The organism is Streptococcus oralis (assembly GCF_019929365.1).
GTDB lineage: Bacteria > Bacillota > Bacilli > Lactobacillales > Streptococcaceae > Streptococcus > Streptococcus oralis_BT.
Map to the genome: position 1 here is coordinate 78,019 of NZ_JAHZPH010000006.1, position 22,388 is coordinate 100,406.

Annotated in this window: 18 protein-coding genes; 2 read left to right on the top strand and 16 right to left on the bottom strand. The window is 43.5% G+C overall.

Going from position 1 to position 22,388, the window contains the following annotated elements; genetic code table 11:
- Positions 1-5: 5 nt before the first annotated feature.
- The 5 genes from K1I53_RS07810 to K1I53_RS07830 all read right to left on the bottom strand — a co-directional run bounded on the left by K1I53_RS07810 (position 6) and on the right by K1I53_RS07830 (position 5,131).
- Positions 6-452, bottom strand: a complete 447-nt coding sequence (locus K1I53_RS07810; RefSeq protein ID WP_000776582.1) for a LytTR family DNA-binding domain-containing protein — start codon at positions 450-452, stop codon at positions 6-8.
- Between the two features lie 113 nt (positions 453-565).
- Positions 566-1,069, bottom strand: a complete 504-nt coding sequence (locus K1I53_RS07815) for a phosphatase PAP2 family protein (protein WP_223328970.1) — start codon at positions 1,067-1,069, stop codon at positions 566-568.
- 97 nt (positions 1,070-1,166) lie between these two features.
- Positions 1,167-2,927: an ABC transporter ATP-binding protein gene (locus K1I53_RS07820; protein WP_223328971.1), complete on the bottom strand. Its 1,761-nt coding sequence runs from the start codon at positions 2,925-2,927 to the stop codon at positions 1,167-1,169.
- Positions 2,917-4,686 carry an ABC transporter ATP-binding protein gene (locus K1I53_RS07825; RefSeq protein WP_223328972.1) on the bottom strand — a complete coding sequence of 590 codons (1,770 nt, stop codon included), beginning with the start codon at positions 4,684-4,686 and terminating at the stop codon, positions 2,917-2,919. The genes K1I53_RS07820 and K1I53_RS07825 overlap by 11 nt, the downstream gene beginning before the upstream one ends.
- Positions 4,670-5,131, bottom strand: coding sequence for a MarR family winged helix-turn-helix transcriptional regulator (locus tag K1I53_RS07830; RefSeq protein ID WP_129325924.1), 462 nt, complete (start codon positions 5,129-5,131; stop codon positions 4,670-4,672). Before K1I53_RS07830 ends, K1I53_RS07825 begins: the two co-directional genes overlap by 17 nt.
- 192 nt (positions 5,132-5,323) lie before the next feature.
- Between K1I53_RS07830 and K1I53_RS07835 the strand changes: the two genes are divergently transcribed.
- On the top strand, positions 5,324-6,028 hold the full coding sequence (locus tag K1I53_RS07835; protein ID WP_223328973.1) for a CD20-like domain-containing protein: 705 nt from the start codon (positions 5,324-5,326) through the stop codon (positions 6,026-6,028).
- 49 nt (positions 6,029-6,077) lie between these two features.
- On the opposite strand, the gene K1I53_RS07840 is transcribed toward K1I53_RS07835, so the two are convergent.
- The gene (locus tag K1I53_RS07840; protein WP_223328974.1) at positions 6,078-6,794 is read right to left on the bottom strand and encodes a YebC/PmpR family DNA-binding transcriptional regulator; all 717 of its coding nucleotides are present in this window, start codon (positions 6,792-6,794) and stop codon (positions 6,078-6,080) included.
- A 96-nt stretch (positions 6,795-6,890) separates the two neighbouring features.
- A complete protein-coding gene (locus K1I53_RS07845) occupies positions 6,891-8,261 on the bottom strand; it encodes an MATE family efflux transporter (protein ID WP_223328975.1) in 1,371 nt (456 codons plus the stop codon).
- A gap of 109 nt (positions 8,262-8,370) precedes the next feature.
- Between K1I53_RS07845 and K1I53_RS07850 the strand changes: the two genes are divergently transcribed.
- Positions 8,371-8,925, top strand: a complete 555-nt coding sequence (locus K1I53_RS07850; RefSeq protein ID WP_084975908.1) for a GNAT family N-acetyltransferase — start codon at positions 8,371-8,373, stop codon at positions 8,923-8,925.
- A gap of 131 nt (positions 8,926-9,056) precedes the next feature.
- Here the strand turns inward: K1I53_RS07850 and K1I53_RS07855 are convergent, their stop codons facing one another.
- The 9 genes from K1I53_RS07855 to rpoB form a co-directional block, all read right to left on the bottom strand.
- Positions 9,057-9,251, bottom strand: a complete 195-nt coding sequence (locus K1I53_RS07855; protein ID WP_223328976.1) for a PspC domain-containing protein — start codon at positions 9,249-9,251, stop codon at positions 9,057-9,059.
- A gap of 167 nt (positions 9,252-9,418) precedes the next feature.
- The gene (gene recA, locus K1I53_RS07860; RefSeq protein WP_223328977.1) at positions 9,419-10,567 is read right to left on the bottom strand and encodes a recombinase RecA; all 1,149 of its coding nucleotides are present in this window, start codon (positions 10,565-10,567) and stop codon (positions 9,419-9,421) included.
- Between the two features lie 54 nt (positions 10,568-10,621).
- Positions 10,622-11,878, bottom strand: a complete 1,257-nt coding sequence (locus K1I53_RS07865; RefSeq protein WP_223328978.1) for a competence/damage-inducible protein A — start codon at positions 11,876-11,878, stop codon at positions 10,622-10,624.
- A gap of 72 nt (positions 11,879-11,950) precedes the next feature.
- Positions 11,951-12,985, bottom strand: a complete 1,035-nt coding sequence (lytR, locus tag K1I53_RS07870; RefSeq protein WP_223328979.1) for a glycopolymer--peptidoglycan transferase LytR — start codon at positions 12,983-12,985, stop codon at positions 11,951-11,953.
- A gap of 4 nt (positions 12,986-12,989) precedes the next feature.
- The gene (locus K1I53_RS07875; protein WP_061417730.1) at positions 12,990-13,511 is read right to left on the bottom strand and encodes a GNAT family N-acetyltransferase; all 522 of its coding nucleotides are present in this window, start codon (positions 13,509-13,511) and stop codon (positions 12,990-12,992) included.
- A complete protein-coding gene (gene tsaE, locus K1I53_RS07880) occupies positions 13,501-13,944 on the bottom strand; it encodes a tRNA (adenosine(37)-N6)-threonylcarbamoyltransferase complex ATPase subunit type 1 TsaE (protein ID WP_084947330.1) in 444 nt (147 codons plus the stop codon). The genes K1I53_RS07875 and tsaE overlap by 11 nt, the downstream gene beginning before the upstream one ends.
- Positions 13,945-14,047: 103 nt before the next feature.
- Positions 14,048-14,671 carry a hypothetical protein gene (locus K1I53_RS07885; protein ID WP_223328980.1) on the bottom strand — a complete coding sequence of 208 codons (624 nt, stop codon included), beginning with the start codon at positions 14,669-14,671 and terminating at the stop codon, positions 14,048-14,050.
- Positions 14,672-14,954: 283 nt separating this feature from the next.
- Positions 14,955-18,620 (bottom strand): DNA-directed RNA polymerase subunit beta', encoded by a 3,666-nt coding sequence (gene rpoC / locus K1I53_RS07890; protein WP_223328981.1) that lies wholly within the window; start codon positions 18,618-18,620, stop codon positions 14,955-14,957.
- Positions 18,621-18,652: 32 nt separating this feature from the next.
- Positions 18,653-22,264, bottom strand: a complete 3,612-nt coding sequence (rpoB, locus tag K1I53_RS07895) for a DNA-directed RNA polymerase subunit beta (protein WP_223328982.1) — start codon at positions 22,262-22,264, stop codon at positions 18,653-18,655.
- Positions 22,265-22,388: the final 124 nt, after the last annotated feature.

The window sequence follows — 22,388 nt, forward strand, 5'->3', positions numbered from 1 at the left end:
GTTTTTTACCTCATGTTTCTTAGATTTTCTTTTAGGAGGGACTGGTAATGTCGTGAGACATGAACCTCCTTGTGCGTCTGATAAAAGGAAATGGTGCCCGTTCCTGAAAAGGACTTGTCCACTGAGTAAATCTGACGGATATTTGCGATAGTTGACTTGGAAACTCGACTAAAATAGCGAGGCAAGATAGACTCCAACTCATAGAGTTTGAGGCGAACCTCATAAGCTTCCTTCTGGTTATGAGCGTAAATCTTGCTCCCTTCTGTTTCAAAGAAGAGAATCTCTGACAGGTCTAGGTAATATTCACCTGTCCCCTTGTAAAAAGTCAACCTCGGAGCCTTTGACTCTTGCAAGAGCCGCTGCAAATCTGCAATTTCATCTGTCAAAGCAGGGGTCTTGATGACAATTTCAGTTTCTTCTAAATTGCCATCAATCTCAATTCGTAACTTCATCACATCTCCTTTCTGACTCTACTATATCAAAGCTAAATTAGGAAAACAAGGGCAAAAAAGCAAGTGGTCAATTTGAAGCAGTAAGTGGTTGTAAGACTAACTTGACTTACATGTCAGAATAAGAAGAAAAGGAATCCCCACACAAGACCACAAGCATAGCCAACCAAGACATCCTTGGGATAATGAACACCACCTAGTACTCGGACCAAGGCTAAGACTCCTGAGCAAATAAGCAAGATCGTTCCGATCAAAGTCCAAGCATGGAAACAGGCCATGGAGATGATAGTTGCCGAAAAGACATGGCGACTAGGCATCGACTGTCCCGAACTATCCTTGTCAAGCAAGGGATGGATGTCCCAAGTTTCATAGGGGCGTAAGTGATTGATTTTCTTACGAAACAGGGACAAAATTACAAAGCCTGTAGCAGGGACAAACAAATAGACCCCGACTTGCTGACCAAGTCCTAGCTGCAGGTAAGTAGTAACTAGCAAGGTCAGATAGACCATAGGCATGGCGACTGTCATCAAACGATTGAAACTGCGTAGTAGAAATAAAAGGGTGGGACGACTGATTAGTCTGGAGCTGATATTTCGATACCATTCTTGATAATTTTTCATTTATAATTCTCATTCATTACCTTGTTTTTGTCTACTGGTGAGACATTTGTCTTCTAGTATAGTGCAGAAAAAGAAGGCCGTCAAGCCTTCTTTTGATTTATTCTTCTGCTTCGTCTTCTGTAAATTGGCTATTGTACAAGTCAGCGTAGAAGCCACCTTGCGCCATCAGCTCCCCGTGATTGCCTTGCTCGATGATATTCCCATCTTTCATGACAAGAATCAAATCGGCATTACGAATAGTAGACAAGCGGTGGGCGATGACAAAGGAAGTTCGACCCTCCATCAAACGATCCATGGCTTTTTGGATCAATTCCTCTGTCCGTGTGTCAACAGAAGAAGTCGCCTCATCCAAAATCAAGAGCGGCGCATCCTTGAGAAGTGCACGAGCGATGGTCAAGAGTTGTTTTTGTCCAACAGACAAGGTCACTGTATCATCCAAAATAGTATCGTAACCATCTGGCAAGGTCATGATAAAGTGGTGAATTCCCACAGCCTTACTCGCTTCCATCATCCGCTCATCACTGATGTTCGTCTGATTATAGATCAGGTTTTCTCGAATCGTTCCTTCAAAGAGCCAAGTGTCCTGCAAGACCATAGAAAAGGCATCATGCACTTCTGAACGCGTCATAACCTTGGTATCCACACCATCGATGCGGATACTTCCCTTATCAATCTCATAAAACTTCATCAAAAGATTGACAATGGTTGTCTTACCAGCTCCAGTCGGTCCAACGATAGCGACTTTCTGACCTGCATGAGCTGTCGCAGAAAAGTCATGAATGATGGTGCGCTCTGGTGTATAGCCAAAGGACACGTGATCAAAGACTACTTCCCCTTTCATGTTGCTCAATTGTCTTTCCTTATGAGATTCATCTTGCATCTCTGCTTCAGCCAAAAATTCTAATACACGAGTCATGGCTGCACTCGCTTGTTGCAAGCTCGTAATTCCTTGGGCAATCTGTGACAAGGGTTGGGAGAAGGTCCGTACGTAAACCATAAAGGCTACAATAATCCCTATAGTGATATGCCCTTCTAGAGCAAGCGCGGCCCCAACGATGATGACCAAAACATAGCTAAAATTCCCAACAAAGAACATGGCTGGCATCATGATACCAGAGATAAACTGAGATTTCCAGATACTATCATGCAAGTCTTGGTTTAAACCTGCAAATCTCGCTTTGGAGGTGTCCACTGCGTTGTAGCTGGTCACTACATTGTGGCCAGAGTACATCTCTTCCACATAACCATTGACGGCTGCTAGATTATTTTGTTGGGCTTTAAAATAACCCTGTGACTTGGCCATAATTACGGAAACCGCCGCAAAACCAACAAACGTAGAAACAACCGTTACCAGAGCCAAAATCCAGTTCATCCCAAACATGGTCACCAAGACAGCAATCAACAAGAAACTAGCTGAAAGAACAGTACCTAAACTTTGGTTGAGAGATTGTGCCGCCGTATCCACATCATTAGTCACGCGCGAAAGGGTGTCTCCTTGTGAATGACGATCAAAATAGCCAAGTGGCAAACGATTAATCTTTTCAGCGATAGCTGTCCGCAAGCGTTTTGAAAAATGCTGAATGCTGGTTGAAAAGATATAGGCCTGTGTATAGTTAAGGATAGCTCCAAACACATATAGAACAACCAAAAATCCAGCAATACTTGAAACAGCCTCTAGGTCAATCTCTGTCAATAAACCATCTGAAATCAAGTTTGTAATTTCCTTAATCTTAGTTGGCCCATAAACGGTAATGATACTTGAAATGACTGCGGCCACAACTGCTATTAGGAGAGGGAGTTGGAGGCCTGCCATATAAGGTTTGCACTGTTTCCAGACCGACACTTTTTTATTTTCCATGTTCCAATTCCTCCTTCGATAGTTGTGAGTAGGCAATTTCTTGATAGACTTCGTTGGTAGCTAGAAGTTCCTTGTGGGTGCCTTGTCCCACGACTTTTCCTTGATCCAATACTAAAATCAGGTCAGCATCCATAATGGTAGAAATCCGCTGCGCTACGATGAGCTTGGTCATGGATTTTGTTTTCTCAGCTAGCTCTTGGCGTAGGACACGATCTGTCTTGTAGTCCAGGGCTGAGAAAGAGTCATCAAAGATGAGAATCTCTGGTTTACGAGCCAAGGCACGCGCAATAGCCAAACGCTGTCTTTGTCCACCTGAGAAGTTGGTCCCACCTTGGGCCACTTCTGATGCAAGACCTGCTTCCTTGTCCTCGATGAAGCTTTTAGACTGGGCCAATTCCAAGGCTTGCCACATAGCAGCTTCGCTTAGAGGAGTTTCTTTGCTCTTACCAAAGTCCAAGTTCCCCTTGACATCTCCAGAGAAGAGCACAGCTTTTTGTGGAATATAGCCGACCTTATTGCGCAAATCTTCCAAGTCGTAATCTTGCACATTGACACCATCCACTAGGATTTCTCCATCTGAGACGTCGTAAAAACGTGGCAAGAGGTTGACAAGCGTAGATTTACCAGAACCAGTCGATCCGATGAAGGCCACGGTTTGACCCGCTTCTGCTTTGAAAGTAACATGTTCCACGACTGCCTCTGAGTTTTTAGAGTAGCGGAAAGTTACATCACGAAATTCCACTTGTCCCTGAACTGAAGGATCCGCTGTCTGTGCATGACTAGGATTTTCAATAGAAGAATGCAGATCCAATACTTGATTGATACGTCCTGCCGAAACCAAGGTACGAGGAAGAATGATAAAGATTGCTCCCATGAGAAGGAATCCCATTACGACCTGCATAGCATAGGACATGAAGACCACCATATCACTAAAGAGTGGCAGTCGTTCTGTCAAACTTGCGTCGTTGATGATATAGGCACCAATCCAGTAAATAGCTAAACTTAGTCCACTGGAAATCGCCATCATAATGGGATTCATAATGGCCATCAAACGATTGACAAAGAGATTGAGACGTGTTACCTCATCGTTAGCTGCCTCAAATTTCTTATCTTGGTAATCCTCGGCATTGTATGCGCGAACAACTCGAATCCCAGTCAAACTTTCACGAGTGATACTATTGAGTTTATCTGTCAATTTTTGGATGACAGATTGTTTAGGAAAGGCCAGAGTCATGAGAACAGTGGTCATCAGAACATTGACAATAACAGCCACCACTACTGCCCAGAGCCAGTATTCTGATTTCCCAAGGATTTTTCCAATGGCCCAGATAGCCATAATTGGCCCACGAGTGACCACTTGCAAGCCCATGGTAAAGAGCATCTGTACCTGGGTAATATCATTGGTCGTCCGAGTCAAAAGACTTGGGATTGAAAAGCGCTTGATTTCTGTCTGCGAAAAATCCAAAACCTGATGAAATACATCTCTACGTAGATGGGTTGTATAGGAGGCTGCAACGCGAGCAGCAAAGAAACCAACCATAACAGATGAAAAGAAAGCTAATAAAGACAATCCAATCATCTTCGCAGCTGGTGACCAGAGTTCGCCCAACTGCGTTCCAGACGTTCCCAGTAATTCTGTAATTTGCGAAATATAGGTCGGCACCTCTAACTCGAGATAGACCGAGAAACAAGTGAACAGAATCGTAAGGACGATCATTCCCCACTCTTTTCCTGTAATACGTTTAGCGAGTTTCTTCATTCTCTCCTCCTATCTTCTCAACATTTTCTTGCAATTGCCCGAGTACCTTTTCAAAGATTGCCAAGTCTGACTTTGAAACACCCTCTAGCAGACTCTGATCGATCCGATCAAAAAAGGCCTTAACTTCTTGCATCTGCGAACGCGATTTGTCGGTCAAACGAACAAATTTTGCTCGCTTATCGCTGGGGCTGGCCTCTAACTCAACCAAACCATTTTGTACCATGCGCTTGACCAAATTACTCGCAACAGATTTAGTAATATTGAGTTCCTGCTCGATATCCTTAATTAAGACTAGTTCCTCTTTTTGTTCACGATAATCTAAAAAACGCAGAACTTGCCCTTGCGGTCCACCCATAAATTCAATGCCACATCGCTTGGCTTCTTTCTGTACCATCAGGTGAACCTGGTGCCCAAAACGTTTAAACGTCAACATCGGCTTGTTCATGATTGCTCCTTTCTTATCTTTTAAATAGTTCTCACAAGAACTATTTAAGTTTCCATGAGAACTATTCTATCACTTCCAGAAGAAATGTCAAGAAAAAAGTTTCCTTGAGAACTATTTTGGCACAAATTGACATTATGCAATATTTTTTCTATAATAAGCACTAACTACCATGGATAGAAATCCATTCACTCGATGAAGGGAGAAAACGTTCAAATGAAACCAGAAGAACAAAAAGTTTTAGGGATTTTAGCAACTATTTTTGGAGCCATCGCACTTTTAGGGTCTTGGATTCCGTTTATTAACTATCTGTCTTTTTTCATCGCTATTGTCGCTTTGATCTTGGGCATTATCGGCCTTATCGTCAACCTTAAAAAACGGAAAACGATGGCCATTATCGGAACATCCCTAGCAATTGCTTCTGTTGTACTTTTCTTTACGGCCCAGGTACTGTACGCTAATGTCTACAAAGAGTTTGCTAGGGAGTTTAACCGTTCCTACAGCGAGGCCAGTGCCTCAATGGAACGCGAAGAAGAAAGCGACTTGACAGATGATAGCGACTATTCCATCCCTGAGGAGGAAGAAGACGATACCTTCACCTGGACCCAAGAACAGTTCGACGCCTTAATCGAAGGTGACCTTGACAATAAAGGAAAAGGTGGTACCAACTACAAGGATGTTATCAAAAAACACGGACTACCAGACTCCGAGTTTGACTCCACTATCGGAGGTTATGATACGAGAAAAATCACCTATATCTCCATTGGTGACAAGATTAAGACCGTTACCTTAACTTTTGCAAAACAGGACAATGGACAGCTCTTACTCGTTCATAAAATAGCTGTAGGCCTAGGAGGAAGCCAGCAGCAAAAAGATTCAGATTCTGGGACCAGAGTCTAAGTTCAAATATCAAAAAAACGAACAGCTAATAAAACTGTTCGTTTTTCTATTAGAATCCATCTACGTTTGTGTAGATCTTTTGGACGTCTTCGTCGTCTTCAAGGACGCTGTAAAGTTTTTCAAAGGTTTCAAGGTCGTCCCCTGACAATTCCACTTCAGACTGAGGAATCATTTCTAATTCTGTCACTTGGAATTCTTCGATGCCAGACTCACGAAGGGCAACGATAGCCTTGTGAAGGTCTGTTGGAGCTGTGTAAACCGTGATTGTTCCTTCTTCTGCTTCTACATCGTCCACATCCACATCTGCTTCGAGCAATTGCTCAAAGACCGCGTCCGCATCTTCACCTGCAAATACGATAACACCCTTGTTATCAAAGAGGTATGAAACCGAACCTGAAGCACCCATGTTTCCACCGTTTTTACCAAAAGCTGCACGGACATTGGCTGCGGTACGGTTGACGTTTGAAGTCAAGGTATCCACAATCAACATAGAACCATTTGGTCCAAAACCTTCATAACGTCCTTCTGTAAAGGTTTCGTCTGTGTTTCCTTTGGCTTTATCAATCGCTTTATCGATAACGTGTTTCGGCACTTGGGCTTGTTTAGCACGGTCGATAACGAATTTCAAAGCAGTGTTTAATTCTGGGTCTGGATCACCTTTTTTAGCTGCTACATAGATTTCTACACCAAATTTTGCATATACTTTAGAGTTAGCTCCATCTTTAGCCGTTTTCTTGGCTACGATATTGGCCCATTTACGTCCCATTAGGAATCTCCTTTTTTCACATTTTAATCTTTCTTATTATAACACAAGTTTTTTCGATTTTCACTAGAGGAAATGGATTTTGTTCAGCAAATCCAACTAGGATTGTCCTTTGGCTGCCAAGATTGCCTTGCCTTCTTTTATCAGGGGATGACGGAATAGTGAGAAGTACAGTTGAATGGTCATGGCAACCCAGATAAGGGGTTCGCAAAGGATAACTCCCCTATACCCTGCCCAAGGGATAATCAAAACCACAAAAACGATTTTCCCGATTAGTTCTATAAAGCTGGAAACAAGTGGTAAGATTTTTTGCCCCAAGCCCTGCAAACAATTGCGATAAATCAGCAAAAGGCTCAAAATCGGATAAAAGACTGAACTGATTTGCAGGTAGAGACTACCATTTTCTACCAAGTATCCATCCGTCGAACTGGCCAAGAAAGAAACCAAGCTAGGACTGGCAAAAAAGAGGAAAATACAAACAAAACCTGCCCAGGACATGCTCAGACGACTCCCAACACCAAGACCTTGAACTATGCGGTCTGGTCGCCTAGCCCCGAGATTTTGAGAGGCAAAGGTCGTCATAGCAGAAGAAATAGCCGTCATCGGAAGGAGAGCAAAGGCCATAATGCGTCTAGCTGCTGTTTGGGCACTAATAATCACTGCTCCAAAGGTATTGACAGAAGACTGTAAAATCACGCTACCAATGGACACAATCGAACTCATCAAACCCATAGCCAAACCTTGCTCCAAAAGATCCGCGTACAAGGCCTTGTCCCATTTAAAATGCTTGAGTTGAGGGAGCAGTTCTGGAACACTCTTACGGATATAATAAAAGCAGAGAACCGCTGACAAGCCTTGCGAGATAATGGTAGCAAGGCCCGCAGATTGAACTCCCAGATGCAGTTGCGTAATGAAATAGAGATCTAGAACCACATTGACTAAGGCAGAAAAAATCAGAAAGCCAAGAGCTGCTAGACTGTCTCCAATGGACCGCAACAAGCCTGCAAAGAGATTATAAGCGAAGCTGACGCCTACACAAGTCACAATCATAGAAATATATTGATAGGATTGGGGAAGGATCTCTACAGGAGTATCCAGGTATTGCAAGAGTGGATACAGACCGACAAATCCCATCAGCAAGACCAAAATACTGAGAAGCCCTCCTAAAATCCAGGTTGCTGCTACTGCTTCTTTAATTTTAGTGAAATTACGAGCTCCATAATAGCGGGCAATGACAATCCCCATCCCATTTCCAACACCTAGAGTAAAGCCTATAATCAAGTCAAAAATGGCCGTTGTCGCCCCTACTGCAGCCAAGGAATCTTGACCAAGAAAACGCCCAACAATCAAGACGTCTGCAGTATTATAAAGCTGTTGGAAAATATTTGACAGCAAGATTGGAAAGGCGAAGCTTAAAAGCGCAGGAAGAATAGGACCATGTATCAAGTCCACGGATCGTTTCTTATTCATAAAGCTATTATATCAGCTTTCTAGAAGAGCGACAAGGATTGCTTGGCTTTCTTAAAATCAATTGCTTACAGAGAGACAATTTGCTATAATCAAGGAAAGGAGGTCATTTATGAGTTTGACCAGTCAATTAATTACCGATGTATTTCCTGATCTTGATAAGGTTGAAAAGCTAAACAAGGAAGCTTTTCCCGAGGAAGAACGAGTTCCTCTGTCAGAGTTCTTACGCTATCAGGACCGAGATGACGCGCACTTTTTTGCCTTTTATAACCAAGAAGAGTTTGTTGGCTTTGCCTTCTCCATCTCCAATCAAAAAGCCTTCTATATAAGCTTTTTTGCCATCATGCCCCACCTAAGGAGCCACGGATATGGAAAAGAGATCATCGAAAAGCTGACTGATTTTTACCAGCGAACCATGTTACTAGAAGTCGAGCGATTGGATGAAGAATGCGATAACTTGGAGCAGAGAAAGGCCCGCATGGATTTCTATCGCCAAAATGGCTTTAAAACAGCCAACGCTTTTCTAGAGTACGATGATCTGAGTTTTGAAATCCTCTACCGTGGCGACCATTTTGACGAAGAAGCCTATCGCGACATCTTCCAAAAGTTACAGGATGAACATTATTTTGACTTTCACATCGAATACCGTCGTTTTAGTGATCATTAAACAAGACTTAGCCTTCTGGTGAAAAACCTCTCTTTTTCGATAGAAGTTACATACAAAAATGCATGTGATCTACGATTACATGCATTTTTTATTTTCAACTGATCAGAATAAACTTTTATTCTCTCTATGGCTTAAGCTTCTGCATTGCCTTCTGGAAGAAGGAAGTAGAGAACAGCATAAGCTAAGATTCCAGAACCACCAAGTAGGGTAAAGATGATCCAAAGTGCACGAACAAGTGTGTGGTCCATGTTAAAGTAGTCAGCGACACCAGCACAAACACCAGCAATCTTTTTGTCTTGTACGTTACGAACAAGGCGTTTTCCCATTATAGTAGTCTCCTTTTTATAGAATGATTTAATTTTATCATCAAATTAAAAAATGTAACAGTCTTTTTAATTTTTTTGATTAAATACTCTTTTATTACGCTTTTGAAGCTTATGGAGACTTAATAATTAAACATAAAAAGCAGAGAAGGACTTCTCCGCTTTTATTTTTATTCTTCAATTTCGATTTCAAGTCCATCGCCTAGGTCAAGTGTCACTTCTTGGTTAGGCGCTAGATCCTCAACGACAGAAGTAGGAGTTGTTCCTTCTTCATCTTCAATCAAGCCATATTGAACACGAACTTGGTGGTCAATCTCATCAAAGACTTCTGGGTGATCTGCCAAGTATTTCTTAGCATTTTCAGAACCCTGACCGATCTTTTCATCCTTGTAAGAGTACCAAGCTCCTGCTTTTTGGATGATATCGAGATCACTTGCAATCTTCAAGAGCTCACCGGTCTTAGAAATCCCTTCTCCGTACATGATTTCAACAAAGGCTTCCTTAAATGGTGGAGCCACCTTGTTTTTGACAACCTTGATCTTGGTTTCCTTACCGACATTGGTATCTTTTTGGTCACCAGTTCCCTTGATTTGTGTGCTTCCACGAACATCCAAACGGACTGAAGCGTAGAATTTCAAAGCACGTCCACCAGGTGTTGTTTCTGGATTTCCAAACATAACCCCAACTTTTTCACGCAACTGGTTGATAAAGATGGCAATTGTTTTGGTTTTATTGATAGAAGCACCAAGTTTACGCATGGCCTGGCTCATCATACGAGCTTGCAAACCAACGTGGCTGTCTCCAATGTCTCCATCAATTTCTGCACGAGGTACAAGGGCAGCAACTGAGTCGATAACGACAAGGTCAACTGCACCTGAGTCAATCAATTTTCCAGCAATTTCAAGACCTTGCTCCCCTGAGTCTGGTTGTGACAAGAGCAATTCATCAATGTTCACACCAAGGGCTGCTGCATAGGCTGGATCAAGGGCATGCTCCGCATCGATAAAGGCAGCAATACCGCCTTCTTTTTGCGCCTGCGCAACAGCGTGAAGGGCAACCGTTGTCTTACCAGATGATTCTGGTCCATAGATTTCGATGATACGTCCCTTAGGATAACCACCTGAACCAAGAGCAATGTCAAGAGCCAACGACCCTGAACTCATCACTTGCACTTTTTGCTCCGCGCGCTCGCCTAAACGCATGATTGAGCCTTTACCAAAGTCTTTCTCAATCAATTTAAGAGCATCGTTCAAGGCTTTTTCACGATCCGCTCCAAACTTTTTTGAAATCTCATCTAATTTTTTTGGTTTTTTCGCCATTCTGTTCTCCTATATTCTACTGGTCCTTAGACCTATCTACTATTATATCAAAATTTAGTCACTTAATAAAGCCTTGCGAACTAGGTTAAAGGCATGCATAACCGCGATGTGACGTACATCTGCTCGACTCCGTCCTGCGATATTAGCCTTGATCACCTCTGTCCCTTTTGCATGTGCCAGTCCAATAAAAACTGTGCCAGCTGGATGCCCCTCTAGGCTATCTGGACCTGCCACACCTGTCAGACTGACTCCATAATCAGACTGAGTCTTGAGCCGTGCCTGCTCTGCCATTTTTCGAGCCGTAAACTCAGAAACGACCCCGTGTTCTTTTAGCTCTTGCTCGGAAATATCCAACATCTTGGACTTTTCTTCTAGGCTGTAAGTGACAAAACCGCCATTAAAGATAGCTGAAACACCTGAAAAGTCTGCTAAAGTAGCTTGAAAGAGACCTGCCGTCAAGCTTTCTGCCGCGGTAATGCTTTTCTTTCTCTTCTTAAGCTCTTCTACAACGACACTTGCTAGGCTAGTCTCCTCCCCATATCCATAACAGATGTCTCGCAGAGAAAGTTCCTCGAAAGTCTGGCGATCTAAGATTTGATTTTCCAAGATGTCCAATGCTTGATCAGCCTTTTCTTGACTAACTGCTTTTGTGGACAAGCGTAAGGTCACTTCTCCCGTTTTGGCATAAGGTGCCAAGGTCGGATCAGTTTGATGGTCAATCAAATCCGCCAAAATGGTCACCAACTGACTTTCACCAATCCCAAAGAAACGGAGCACTCGTGAGTACAACTTGGCACCAGTCATTAACTTAGGTAAGAGTTGATTTAAGACCATGGGTTTCAGCTCACTAGGCGGTCCTGGGAGGACCACGTAGGTCACGCCATCTACTTCCGATACCCCTCCGACTGCTAAACCTGTCTCATTTGGCAGTGGAGTTGCCCCTTCTACAATTTGGGCTTGGCGTTCATTATTCGGTGTCCGAGCATAGTCAGGTCTATGAGCAAAGAAGATATTCAGTTTCTCTTGCGCTTGAGGGTCAAACACCAAGGCTTTTCCCAAAAATTTTGCCAATGTTTGTTTGGTCAAATCATCCTCTGTTGGCCCTAAGCCCCCTGTCAAAATGACTAGACTGCTACGCGAGCTCGCAATCTCTAGCAAGGACATGAGACGCGCTTCATTATCTCCGACAGCTGTTTGGAAGTAGACATCTACTCCAATTTCTGCTAGCTTTTCTGATAAAAACTGGGCGTTGGTATTGACGATCTGCCCTGTTAAAATTTCTGTTCCAACAGCAATGATTTCTGCTTTCATCTTTCCTCCTACTTATCTATTCGAATTTTTTTGAAAAAATCGCAGGAAAGTCCCACGATTTGATTCTTTGTTTTATTCTATCTCTTCGTTTGAAGCATTTGTGGAAGGTGCTGTTCGACCATAAAGATTTTCATACAGAACAGCGTTGGTCTCCAACTCTGCTACGTCCTCTCTCCCTAGGGAACGACGCAAAAGATTTTGCATTTCCAGCATATGCTCTCTCGTTACGATTTGGTAAGAGATTCCTTGCAACTCAGCATCTTCACCACGAAGTTGATGTGTTTCGATGTTTTTAAAGGAATCTTGGTAACCAAGTAGTTGTGGGATACTGGAGGCAGACAAATCAACATTTGTCTGCATATTATCACTAAGCGCTTTTAAGATAGCTTGATAATGACTGATACTATTGAGGCTCAAGACCTTTTCCATAATCTTTTGAATGACTTCACGTTGACGTTTTTGACGACCATAGTCTCCCTCAGGATCCTGATAACGCATCCGTGAATAGACCAGAGCTTCCTCACCATTCAAAGTTTGCTCACCGACTCCAATCGAGATTTTATTAAATTCTTCCTGATCAGCAATCGAAATCGGGAAACCGAGTGTGTTATTTACTGTGATGCCCCCAACTGCATCAACTAGCTGTTGGAGTCCTTGCATGTTGACCATCACATAACGATCGATATGAATGTTCATCATTTTTTGAATGGTTGAAATAGCCAACTCTGCACCGCCATTGGCATAGGCAGCATTTAGTTTTGCTTCCTGAACTTGGCCATTTCCAGTTTCAATCTTGGTCAAAATATCCCGTTCTAAACTCATCATAGTGGTTTTCTTGGTTTTCGGATTGACTGTCAGAAGAATCATGGAATCACTATTCCCCGCCCAAGGGTCTGTACGTTCTACATTTCCCGTATCTACCCCCATCAAAAGAATGGTTAAAGGCTCAGTCGCCTCGATCACGTTGGTTTCTTCACCAATTTTCTTATAAGTTTTTTTACTTAGAGTTTCAGTTCCCTGATAATAAATAGTATAGGCATAAGCACCCACACCTAAAACTGTTACTGCTAGAAAAGCTAATAGCATTCCGATTATTTTTTTTACCATCTTATCATTTATCTATCAGTCTACCCATCAGGTAAACGTCTAAAAATATCCCTTCTTTTAAATAGGCTCCTCTTTCTTGTAAGCCTTCTGTAACAAATCCAAATTTTGAATAGAGGTGGATAGCTGCCTCGTTGCGCTTTTGTACACTGAGCTGCAAACGACGCAGAACTCCACTAGTTTTAGCCCACTCAATTCCCTCTTCAAGGAGTATGCTTCCTAAGCCATGATTCCAAAACTTCCTTTGGATGACCAAAAAGATATCCCCGATGTGACGAATCCGTATACGTTGCTCTGCCGTGATGTTCAAAACACCTGCAATTTCATCATTCAGGAGGGCTAGGAGAGTGATTTGATTATCTGAAGTCGCTTGCTTTTCAATAAAAAGTGCCATTTCAGATTCTGTCATCAGGATACCATTTTCATCCAAACTGGTGAAATCTGTCTCCTGACCAACTAAATCCAAGAATGCAACCAAAGCAGCAGCATCCTGAGCTTCAGCCTCACGAATACAAAGTTCATACTCCATCTTGAAGCTCCTTAATCAATTCCTCAGCACGAGAACCCTGAGCGGTAAAATAGAGGCGACGACCCTCAGCCTCTTTCAAGAGTTCCAACTCCAAGTAGGAATCTGGTAAATCCTCACCCAAAAGATGTCCCCACTCGATAACGGTCACACCACCACCAAAGAGAAACTCATCCAAGTCAATCGAATCAGCATCCCCCTCAATCCGATAGACATCCAAGTGGTAGAGCGGAAGGCGACCCTCATACTCTCTCACGATGGTGTAAGTTGGACTTTTGATCATCTGACGAATACCCAAGCCCTTAGCAATCCCCTTGGTAAAGGTTGTTTTACCAGCACCCAATTCCCCAGACAAGATCAAAACATCATTTTTTTGGAGCAAGGTTCCTAGGCGTTCTCCCAGATTGATCAGCTCTTCTTCATTTTTTGTGTACATGCTACTATTATACCAAAAAGTTCTATTTTATGTAAATTTTCTTTACAAACTTACTATAACAACTTTGGTAAAATAAGGGATTTTTATTGATAGACAAGTGTTTTTAAAAGAATATACACATGGCGCTAACAAGTAAAATATCTCGGATCACATGCCCGTAAAAGGAAAATTCTCTTCTCATAGATTTTGGAAACAAAAATCGAGCAAAAATGAATCCCAAACCGACATAAAAAACAATGGATAAGACTGTCATTGGATTTCTCAAGAACAGCATGGTTGCCAAAACTGTCAGGACAACTGTTTTTTTCTTATTGAGAGTGGTTCCCAAATCTCGACTGTATTTTTCAAATGGTAAAAAGACAAGTAAATCAATGCCAAACAAGAAAAAGAAGGAGGGCAAGAAAAGATCTACCAGCTCTTGCTGAAAAGCTGTCTGTGTTAAAATAGTCTCCGACAACACCAGACAGACGCCTACTAGGTTTAAAACCAACAAGATACTATAAAATAGTTTCACTTTTTTCTGACTGTTTATAATGCTATGAACATCCTGATCTCGAGTATAAAAGAAATTCATCGCTGCACACATGCTCGAAACAATCGCAAGGAACACAAGGAAATAGGCACTAGATTGCTTTAAAGTCAATGCTGGCCCCGTCCACAACAAGCAACTACTCAAACTAATCTGGAGCAAAGCCAGCAACAATAAGATGCGAATTGATTTCACCATTTTCATTCTCCCTTCGTATAAATGATTATACTCTGCGAGAAAGATAAAAATTCCCCTCTCGTCTCAAATGTCCAATTTTGACGCTCAACTGACAAAAATGGAAAATTATTAGTGAGGATTATTTTTAAGTTCTGACAGACCCCTATCCGACATTTTTTTACTTTTTGAAAATGAACTATAAAAAATGGTTGAAGCGATTTGAGAGATATTGCGTCGTGCTCACCCAACCCCAATAGACAGAAGAGTGAAACAAAAGAGAACCCGAAGGTCCTCTTGTTTGCTTTTATTCTACTGTTTCTTCAACTTGGATTTCCACAGTTTCCTCTACTGGAGCAAGTTCTGCCTCTTCTTGTTCTGGAGCCAGATAGGCTGCTTCATTGATAGCTTGCGGTTCAAGGTTACGGTAGCGAGCCATACCAGTACCTGCTGGGATGATCTTACCGATGATAACATTTTCCTTGAGTCCAAGGAGATGGTCTTTCTTACCACGGATAGCTGCGTCTGTAAGGACACGAGTTGTTTCCTGGAAGGAAGCCGCTGACAAGAAACTGTTGGTTTCAAGTGAGGCTTTGGTGATTCCCATAAGAACTGGGCGACCAGTCGCTGGAACTCCACCTGCGATAAGAACATCCTTGTTAGCATCTGTAAAGTCGTTGATATCCATGAGGGTACCCATGAGAAGATCTGTGTCACCTGGATCCATGACACGAACTTTACGGATCATTTGACGAACCATTACCTCGATGTGTTTGTCACCGATTTCTACCCCTTGGCTACGGTAAACTTTTTGTACTTCACCGAGAAGGTAAGTTTCAACTGATAAGACATCACGAACAGCAAGGAGACGTTTTGGTTGGATAGAACCTTCTGTCAATGCTGCACCGCGAGAGACTTGGTCTCCAACTTCAACACGCATACGTGCTGTAAATGGAACCACGTACTCACCTTCGCCAGTTTCACCCTTAACAAAGACTTTCTTGGTACGAGTTGACGCGTCTTCTTCGATGGCAGTAACTTGTCCTTTGACCTCTGTGATGACCGCTTCCCCTTTAGGATTGCGGGCTTCAAAGATTTCTTGGACACGAGGAAGACCCTGAGTGATATCGGTATTTGAGGCAACCCCACCCGTGTGGAAGGTACGCATTGTAAGCTGTGTACCAGGTTCCCCGATAGATTGGGCAGCGATTGTTCCAACTGCTTCACCAACTTCAACCGCATCACCAGTCGCCAAGTTGATACCATAACAGTGACGGCAGACACCATGACGAGTGTTACATGTAAATACAGAGCGGATAGTCACTTCTTCCACGCCAGCATTAACAATTTCACGCGCCTTGTCTTCTGTAATCAACTCATTTGGACCGATGATCACTGCACCAGTTTCTGGATGTTTAACAGTTTTCTTAGTGTAACGACCATTGAGACGCTCTTCGAGAGACTCGATCATCTCTTTTCCTTCTGCGATAGAACGGATCAAGAGACCACGGTCTGTTCCACAGTCGTCTTCACGGATGATAACGTCTTGGGCAACGTCAACCAAACGACGAGTCAAGTAACCTGAGTCGGCTGTCTTAAGGGCCGTGTCAGTCATACCTTTACGGGCACCGTGAGTTGAGAAGAACATTTCGAGTACTGACAGACCTTCACGGAAGTTTGAAAGGATCGGCAATTCCATGATACGTCCGTTCGGAGCGGCCATCAGACCACGCATACCGGCAAGCTGTGAGAAGTTTGAGATGTTACCACGGGCTCCAGAGTCCATCATCATAACGATTGGGTTCTTCGGATCTTGGTTGGCAACCAAACGTTTCTCCAATTTTTCACGGGCTGCACGCCATTCAGCTGTAACAGCGTTGTAGCGCTCATCGTCCGTAATCATACCACGACGGAATTGTTTGGTGATTTGTTCTACACGTTTGTGTGATTCTTCGATGATTTCAGCCTTGTCTTCAACAACTGGGATATCGGCAATACCCACTGTCAAACCTGCAAGAGTTGAGTGGTGGTAACCGAGGTTCTTCATGCGGTCAAGTAGAGCAGAAGTTTCTGTCGTACGGAAACGCTTGAAGATTTCAGCGATAATATTCCCAAGATTTTTCTTCTTGAATGGAGGGTTGAGCTCAAGATTGCTGATTGCTTCCTTGATATCTCCACCAAGCGGCAAGAAGTATTTAGCTGGAACACCTTCTGTTAAGTTAGCATTTGTTGGTTCTTGCAAGTAAGGTAGGCCCTCTGGCATGATGTCGTTGAAGAGGATTTTACCAACCGTTGTAAGCAAGACCTTGTGTTTTTGCTCTTCTGTCCATGGTTTGTTGAGGCTATCTGTCGCGATACCTACACGTGAGTGGAGGTGAACATAGCCATTACGGTAAGCCATAACAGCTTCGTCACGGTCTTTGAAGACCATTCCTTCACCTTCACGACCAGCTTCTTCCATGGTCAAGTAGTAGTTACCCAAAACCATGTCCTGAGATGGTGTAACAACTGGTTTACCATCTTTCGGGTTCAAGATATGCTCAGCAGCCAACATCAAGATACGAGCTTCTGCTTGGGCTTCTTCTGAAAGCGGTACGTGGATGGCCATTTGGTCCCCGTCAAAGTCGGCATTGTAGGCTTCACAGACCAGCGGGTGCAAGCGAAGGGCCTTACCATCAATCAAGACTGGCTCGAAGGCTTGGATCCCCAAACGGTGAAGGGTCGGTGCGCGGTTCAAAAGCACTGGGTGTTCTTTGATCACTTCTTCAAGGATATCCCAGATGCGTTCATCTCCACGTTCTACCAAGCGTTTAGCTGCTTTCACGTTTTGCACGATGTCACGGGCAACAATTTCACGCATGACGAATGGTTTAAAGAGCTCAATCGCCATTTCACGTGGCACACCACATTGGTACATCTTAAGAGTTGGACCAACGGCGATAACGGAACGTCCTGAGAAGTCAACACGTTTACCGAGCAAGTTTTGACGGAAGCGTCCTTGTTTCCCTTTGAGCATGTGGCTCAATGATTTCAGTGGACGGCTACCTGGTCCTGTGATCGGACGACCACGACGACCGTTGTCAATCAAAGCGTCAACCGCTTCTTGAAGCATACGCTTCTCATTTTGAACGATGATACCTGGTGCATTCAACTCAAGCAAACGAGCCAAACGGTTGTTACGGTTGATAACACGACGGTAAAGGTCGTTCAAGTCAGATGAGGCAAAACGGCCACCATCCAACTGCAACATTGGACGAAGATCTGGTGGAATAACTGGAAGGATGTTGAGAATCATCCATTCAGGTTTGTTTCCAGACTTGTAAAAGGCATCCAAAACATCCAAACGACGGATGGCTTTGACACGTTTTTGTCCAGTAGCTGTTTTCAACTCTTCTTTGAGTTCAGCAATTTCTTTTTCAAGATCTACTTGTTTCAAGAGGTCTTGGATAGCTTCGGCACCCATCTTGGCAACGAATGATCCATAACCATACTCACGCAAGCGCTCACGGTATTCGCGCTCTGTCATGATAGACTTGTGCTCAAGTGGAGTATCCTTCGGATCAATCACCACATAAGCTGCAAAGTAGATAACTTCCTCGAGGGCACGAGGACTCATATCAAGGGTCAAGCCCATACGGCTTGGAATCCCCTTGAAATACCAGATGTGTGATACAGGAGCTTTCAACTCGATGTGCCCCATACGCTCACGACGAACTTTTGTACGCGTTACTTCAACCCCACAGCGGTCACAAACAATTCCTCTGTAGCGAATGCGTTTGTACTTCCCACAAGCACATTCCCAGTCTTTTGTAGGACCAAAAATCACTTCGTCAAAGAGTCCTTCACGTTCTGGTTTCAACGTACGGTAATTGATTGTTTCAGGTTTTTTGACTTCTCCATAAGACCATGAACGGACTTTGCTTGGAGAAGCTAGGGTGATTTGCATACTTTTAAAACGATTTACATCAACCACTATTTCTTCCCTTTCTATTCTAAGTGAACTGCTTATTCTTGTTCAGCAGCTTCTTCTGTTGCTTCCGCTTTTGTTGCTTTCTCAGCTTCTTCAGCTTCAAAGGCTGCTTTAGCCTCTTGGGCTGCTTTTTCGCGGGCTTTTTCAAGGTCATCTACGTGGATGACATCTTCGTCCATTCCTTCATCCAAGTCGCGAAGTTCCACTTCTTGGTCATCTTCGTCAAGGACACGCATGTCAAGACCAAGAGATTGCAATTCTTTCACAAGAACTCGGAAGGATTCTGGAACACCTGGTTTTGGAATTGGTTTTCCTTTTGTGATAGCTTCATAAGCTTTCAAACGTCCGTTAATATCGTCAGACTTGTAAGTCAAGATTTCTTGAAGAACATTTGACGCACCGTAGGCTTCAAGAGCCCAAACTTCCATCTCACCGAAACGTTGTCCACCAAACTGAGCTTTACCTCCGAGTGGTTGTTGGGTAACGGTTGAGTATGGTCCGACTGAACGCGCGTGCAATTTATCATCAACCATGTGGTGGAGTTTGATCATGTACATGACACCAACTGATACACGGTTGTCAAACGGCTCACCTGTACGTCCGTCGTAAAGGATTGTCTTAGCATCGCTATCCATACCTGCTTCTTTAACGGTTGACCAAAGATCTTCAGAACTTGCTCCGTCAAAGACTGGTGTTGCGATGTGGATACCAAGAGTACGGGCTGCCATACCAAGGTGGAGTTCCATAACCTGACCGATATTCATACGTGATGGTACCCCAAGTGGGTTCAACATGATATCGACTGGAGTTCCGTCTGGAAGGTAAGGCATGTCTTCTACAGGAACGATACGAGAGACAACCCCTTTGTTTCCGTGACGTCCGGCCATCTTATCACCGACCTTGATCTTACGTTTTTGAGCGATGTAGACGCGAACCAGCATGTTGACACCTGATTGCAACTCATCTCCATTTGCACGTGTAAAGATCTTAACATCACGAACGACACCATCGGCACCGTGTGGTACACGAAGAGAAGTGTCGCGCACCTCACGAGACTTGTCTCCGAAGATAGCGTGCAAGAGACGTTCTTCAGCTGAAAGGTCTTTCTCACCCTTAGGTGTGACTTTACCTACAAGGATATCGCCTTCTTTAACCTCAGCACCGATACGGATAATACCCATTTCGTCAAGGTCTTTAAGAGCATCTTCACCAACGTTTGGAATTTCACGAGTGATTTCTTCAGGTCCAAGCTTTGTATCGCGTGTTTCTGATTCATATTCTTCGAGGTGGACAGATGTGTAGACATCGTCTTTCACCAAGCGTTCGCTCATGATAACGGCATCCTCGAAGTTGTAACCTTCCCATGTCATGTAGGCAACGATTGGGTTTTGTCCAAGCGCCATTTCTCCATTTTCCATAGAAGGTCCATCTGCGATAAAGTCGCCTTTTTCTACAAGATCACCAACTTTAACAAGCGTACGTTGGTTGTAGGCAGTACCTGAGTTTGAACGACGGAATTTTTGGATGTGGTAAACATCTAGCGAACCATCTTCACGGCGTACTTCTACCTTGTCAGCATCTGCGTAAGTAACTTTACCACCATACTGAGCAATAACAGCAGCACCAGAGTCATGAGCTGCTTGGTATTCCATACCAGTACCAACGTAAGGAGCTTTTGGATCAATCAATGGCACAGCCTGACGTTGCATGTTGGCACCCATGAGGGCACGGTTGGAGTCATCGTTTTCCAAGAAAGGAATACATGCAGTCGCAACGGCAACTACCTGTTTTGGTGACACGTCCATGTAGTCAACCACTTCTGCTGGATACTCTTGGTTGACCCCTTGGTGACGTCCCATGACAACTTTCTCAGCAAAAGTACCATCTTCGTTGAGGCGAGAGTTAGCCTGTGCTACAGTAAATTCATCTTCTTCATCGGCTGTCAACCAAACGATTTCGTTGGTAACAACACCTGTTTCACGGTCAACCTTACGGTATGGTGTTTGAACAAAACCATATTTGTTCAAGTGCCCGTAAGATGACAAGTTATTGATCAAACCGATGTTAGGTCCTTCAGGTGTCTCGATTGGACACATACGACCATAGTGAGTGTAATGCACGTCACGGACTTCATATCCAGCACGGTCACGTGTCAAACCACCAGGTCCCAAGGCTGACAAACGGCGTTTGTGAGACAACTCAGAAAGTGGGTTGTGTTGGTCCATGAACTGTGACAACTGTGATGAACCAAAGAATTCTTTAACCGCAGCTGTTACAGGACGAATATTGATAATTTGTTGTGGTGTTAAAACTTCATTGTCCTGAACAGACATACGTTCACGGACATTACGTTCCATACGAGAAAGTCCAAGACGTACTTGGTTGGCAAGCAATTCACCAACTGCACGGATACGACGATTTCCAAGGTGGTCGATATCATCCACACGTCCGATACCTTCTGCCAAGTTGAGGAAGTAGCTCATCTCTGCAAGGATATCCGCAGGAGTTACAACACGAACCTTGTCGTCAGGATTGGCATTTCCGATGATGGTTACAACACGGTCTGGGTCTGTTGGCGCAACAACCTTGAATTTTTGAAGCACAACTGGTTCTGTCAGAACAGCTGCATCGTTTGGAATATAAACAATCTTGTTCAAGTCGCCATCTAAGTGGCTCTCGATACTTTCGATCACGCTACGAGTCATAACGGTACCAGCTTCTACCAAGATTTCACCAGTTTCAGGGTCTACCAATGGCTCCGCAATGGTTTGGTTGAGCAAGCGTGTTTTAACGTTGAGTTTTTTATTGATCTTGTAACGACCAACAGCTGCCAAATCGTAGCGGCGTGGGTCAAAGAAACGAGCCACAAGCAAGCTACGTGAGCTTTCAGCGGTCTTAGGTTCACCTGGACGAAGGCGTTCGTAGATTTCTTTCAAAGCTTCGTCTGTACGAGAGTCCATTGGATTCTTGTGGATATCTTTTTCAACAGTATTGCGAACCAATTCGCTGTCACCGAAGATATCAAAGATTTCATCATCACCTGAGAAACCAAGCGCACGAACCAAGGTCGTAAATGGAATCTTACGAGTACGGTCGATACGAGTATAGGCGATGTCTTTTGAGTCGCTTTCCAGTTCCAACCAAGCTCCACGGTTAGGGATAACAGTAGAACCGTAGCCCACTTTACCGTTCTTATCTACTTTGTCATTAAAGTAAACACCAGGAGAACGGACCAACTGAGATACGATGATACGTTCACCACCGTTGATAATGAAGGTTCCCATTTCTGTCATGATTGGGAAATCACCAAAGAAGACTTCTTGAGTCTTGATTTCACCAGTTTCCTTGTTGATCAAGCGGAAGGTTACAAAAATGGGTGCTGAGTAGCTAGCATCGTGGATACGAGCTTCTTCGAGCGTGTATTTCGGTTCCTTGATTTCATAGCCAACAAATTCTAACTCCATTGTGTCTGTGAAGTTTGAAATTGGCAATACATCTTCAAACACTTCCTTAAGACCATGGTCTAGGAAAGCTTTGAATGAATCCGTTTGAATTTCAATCAAATTTGGTAAGTCAAGAACTTCTTTGATTCTTGAAAAACTACGACGGGTACGATGTTTCCCGTATTGAACGTCATGTCCTGCCAAGATGATTCTCCTTTGTAAATAAAGTTTCAAGCCTTGTCAATCAGGCTTTTCTAATCGTCATATGGTTTTAAAAAACCTTATCACCATGTCCTTCTGATGAATTTTCAGAATCTTTAAATCTTTG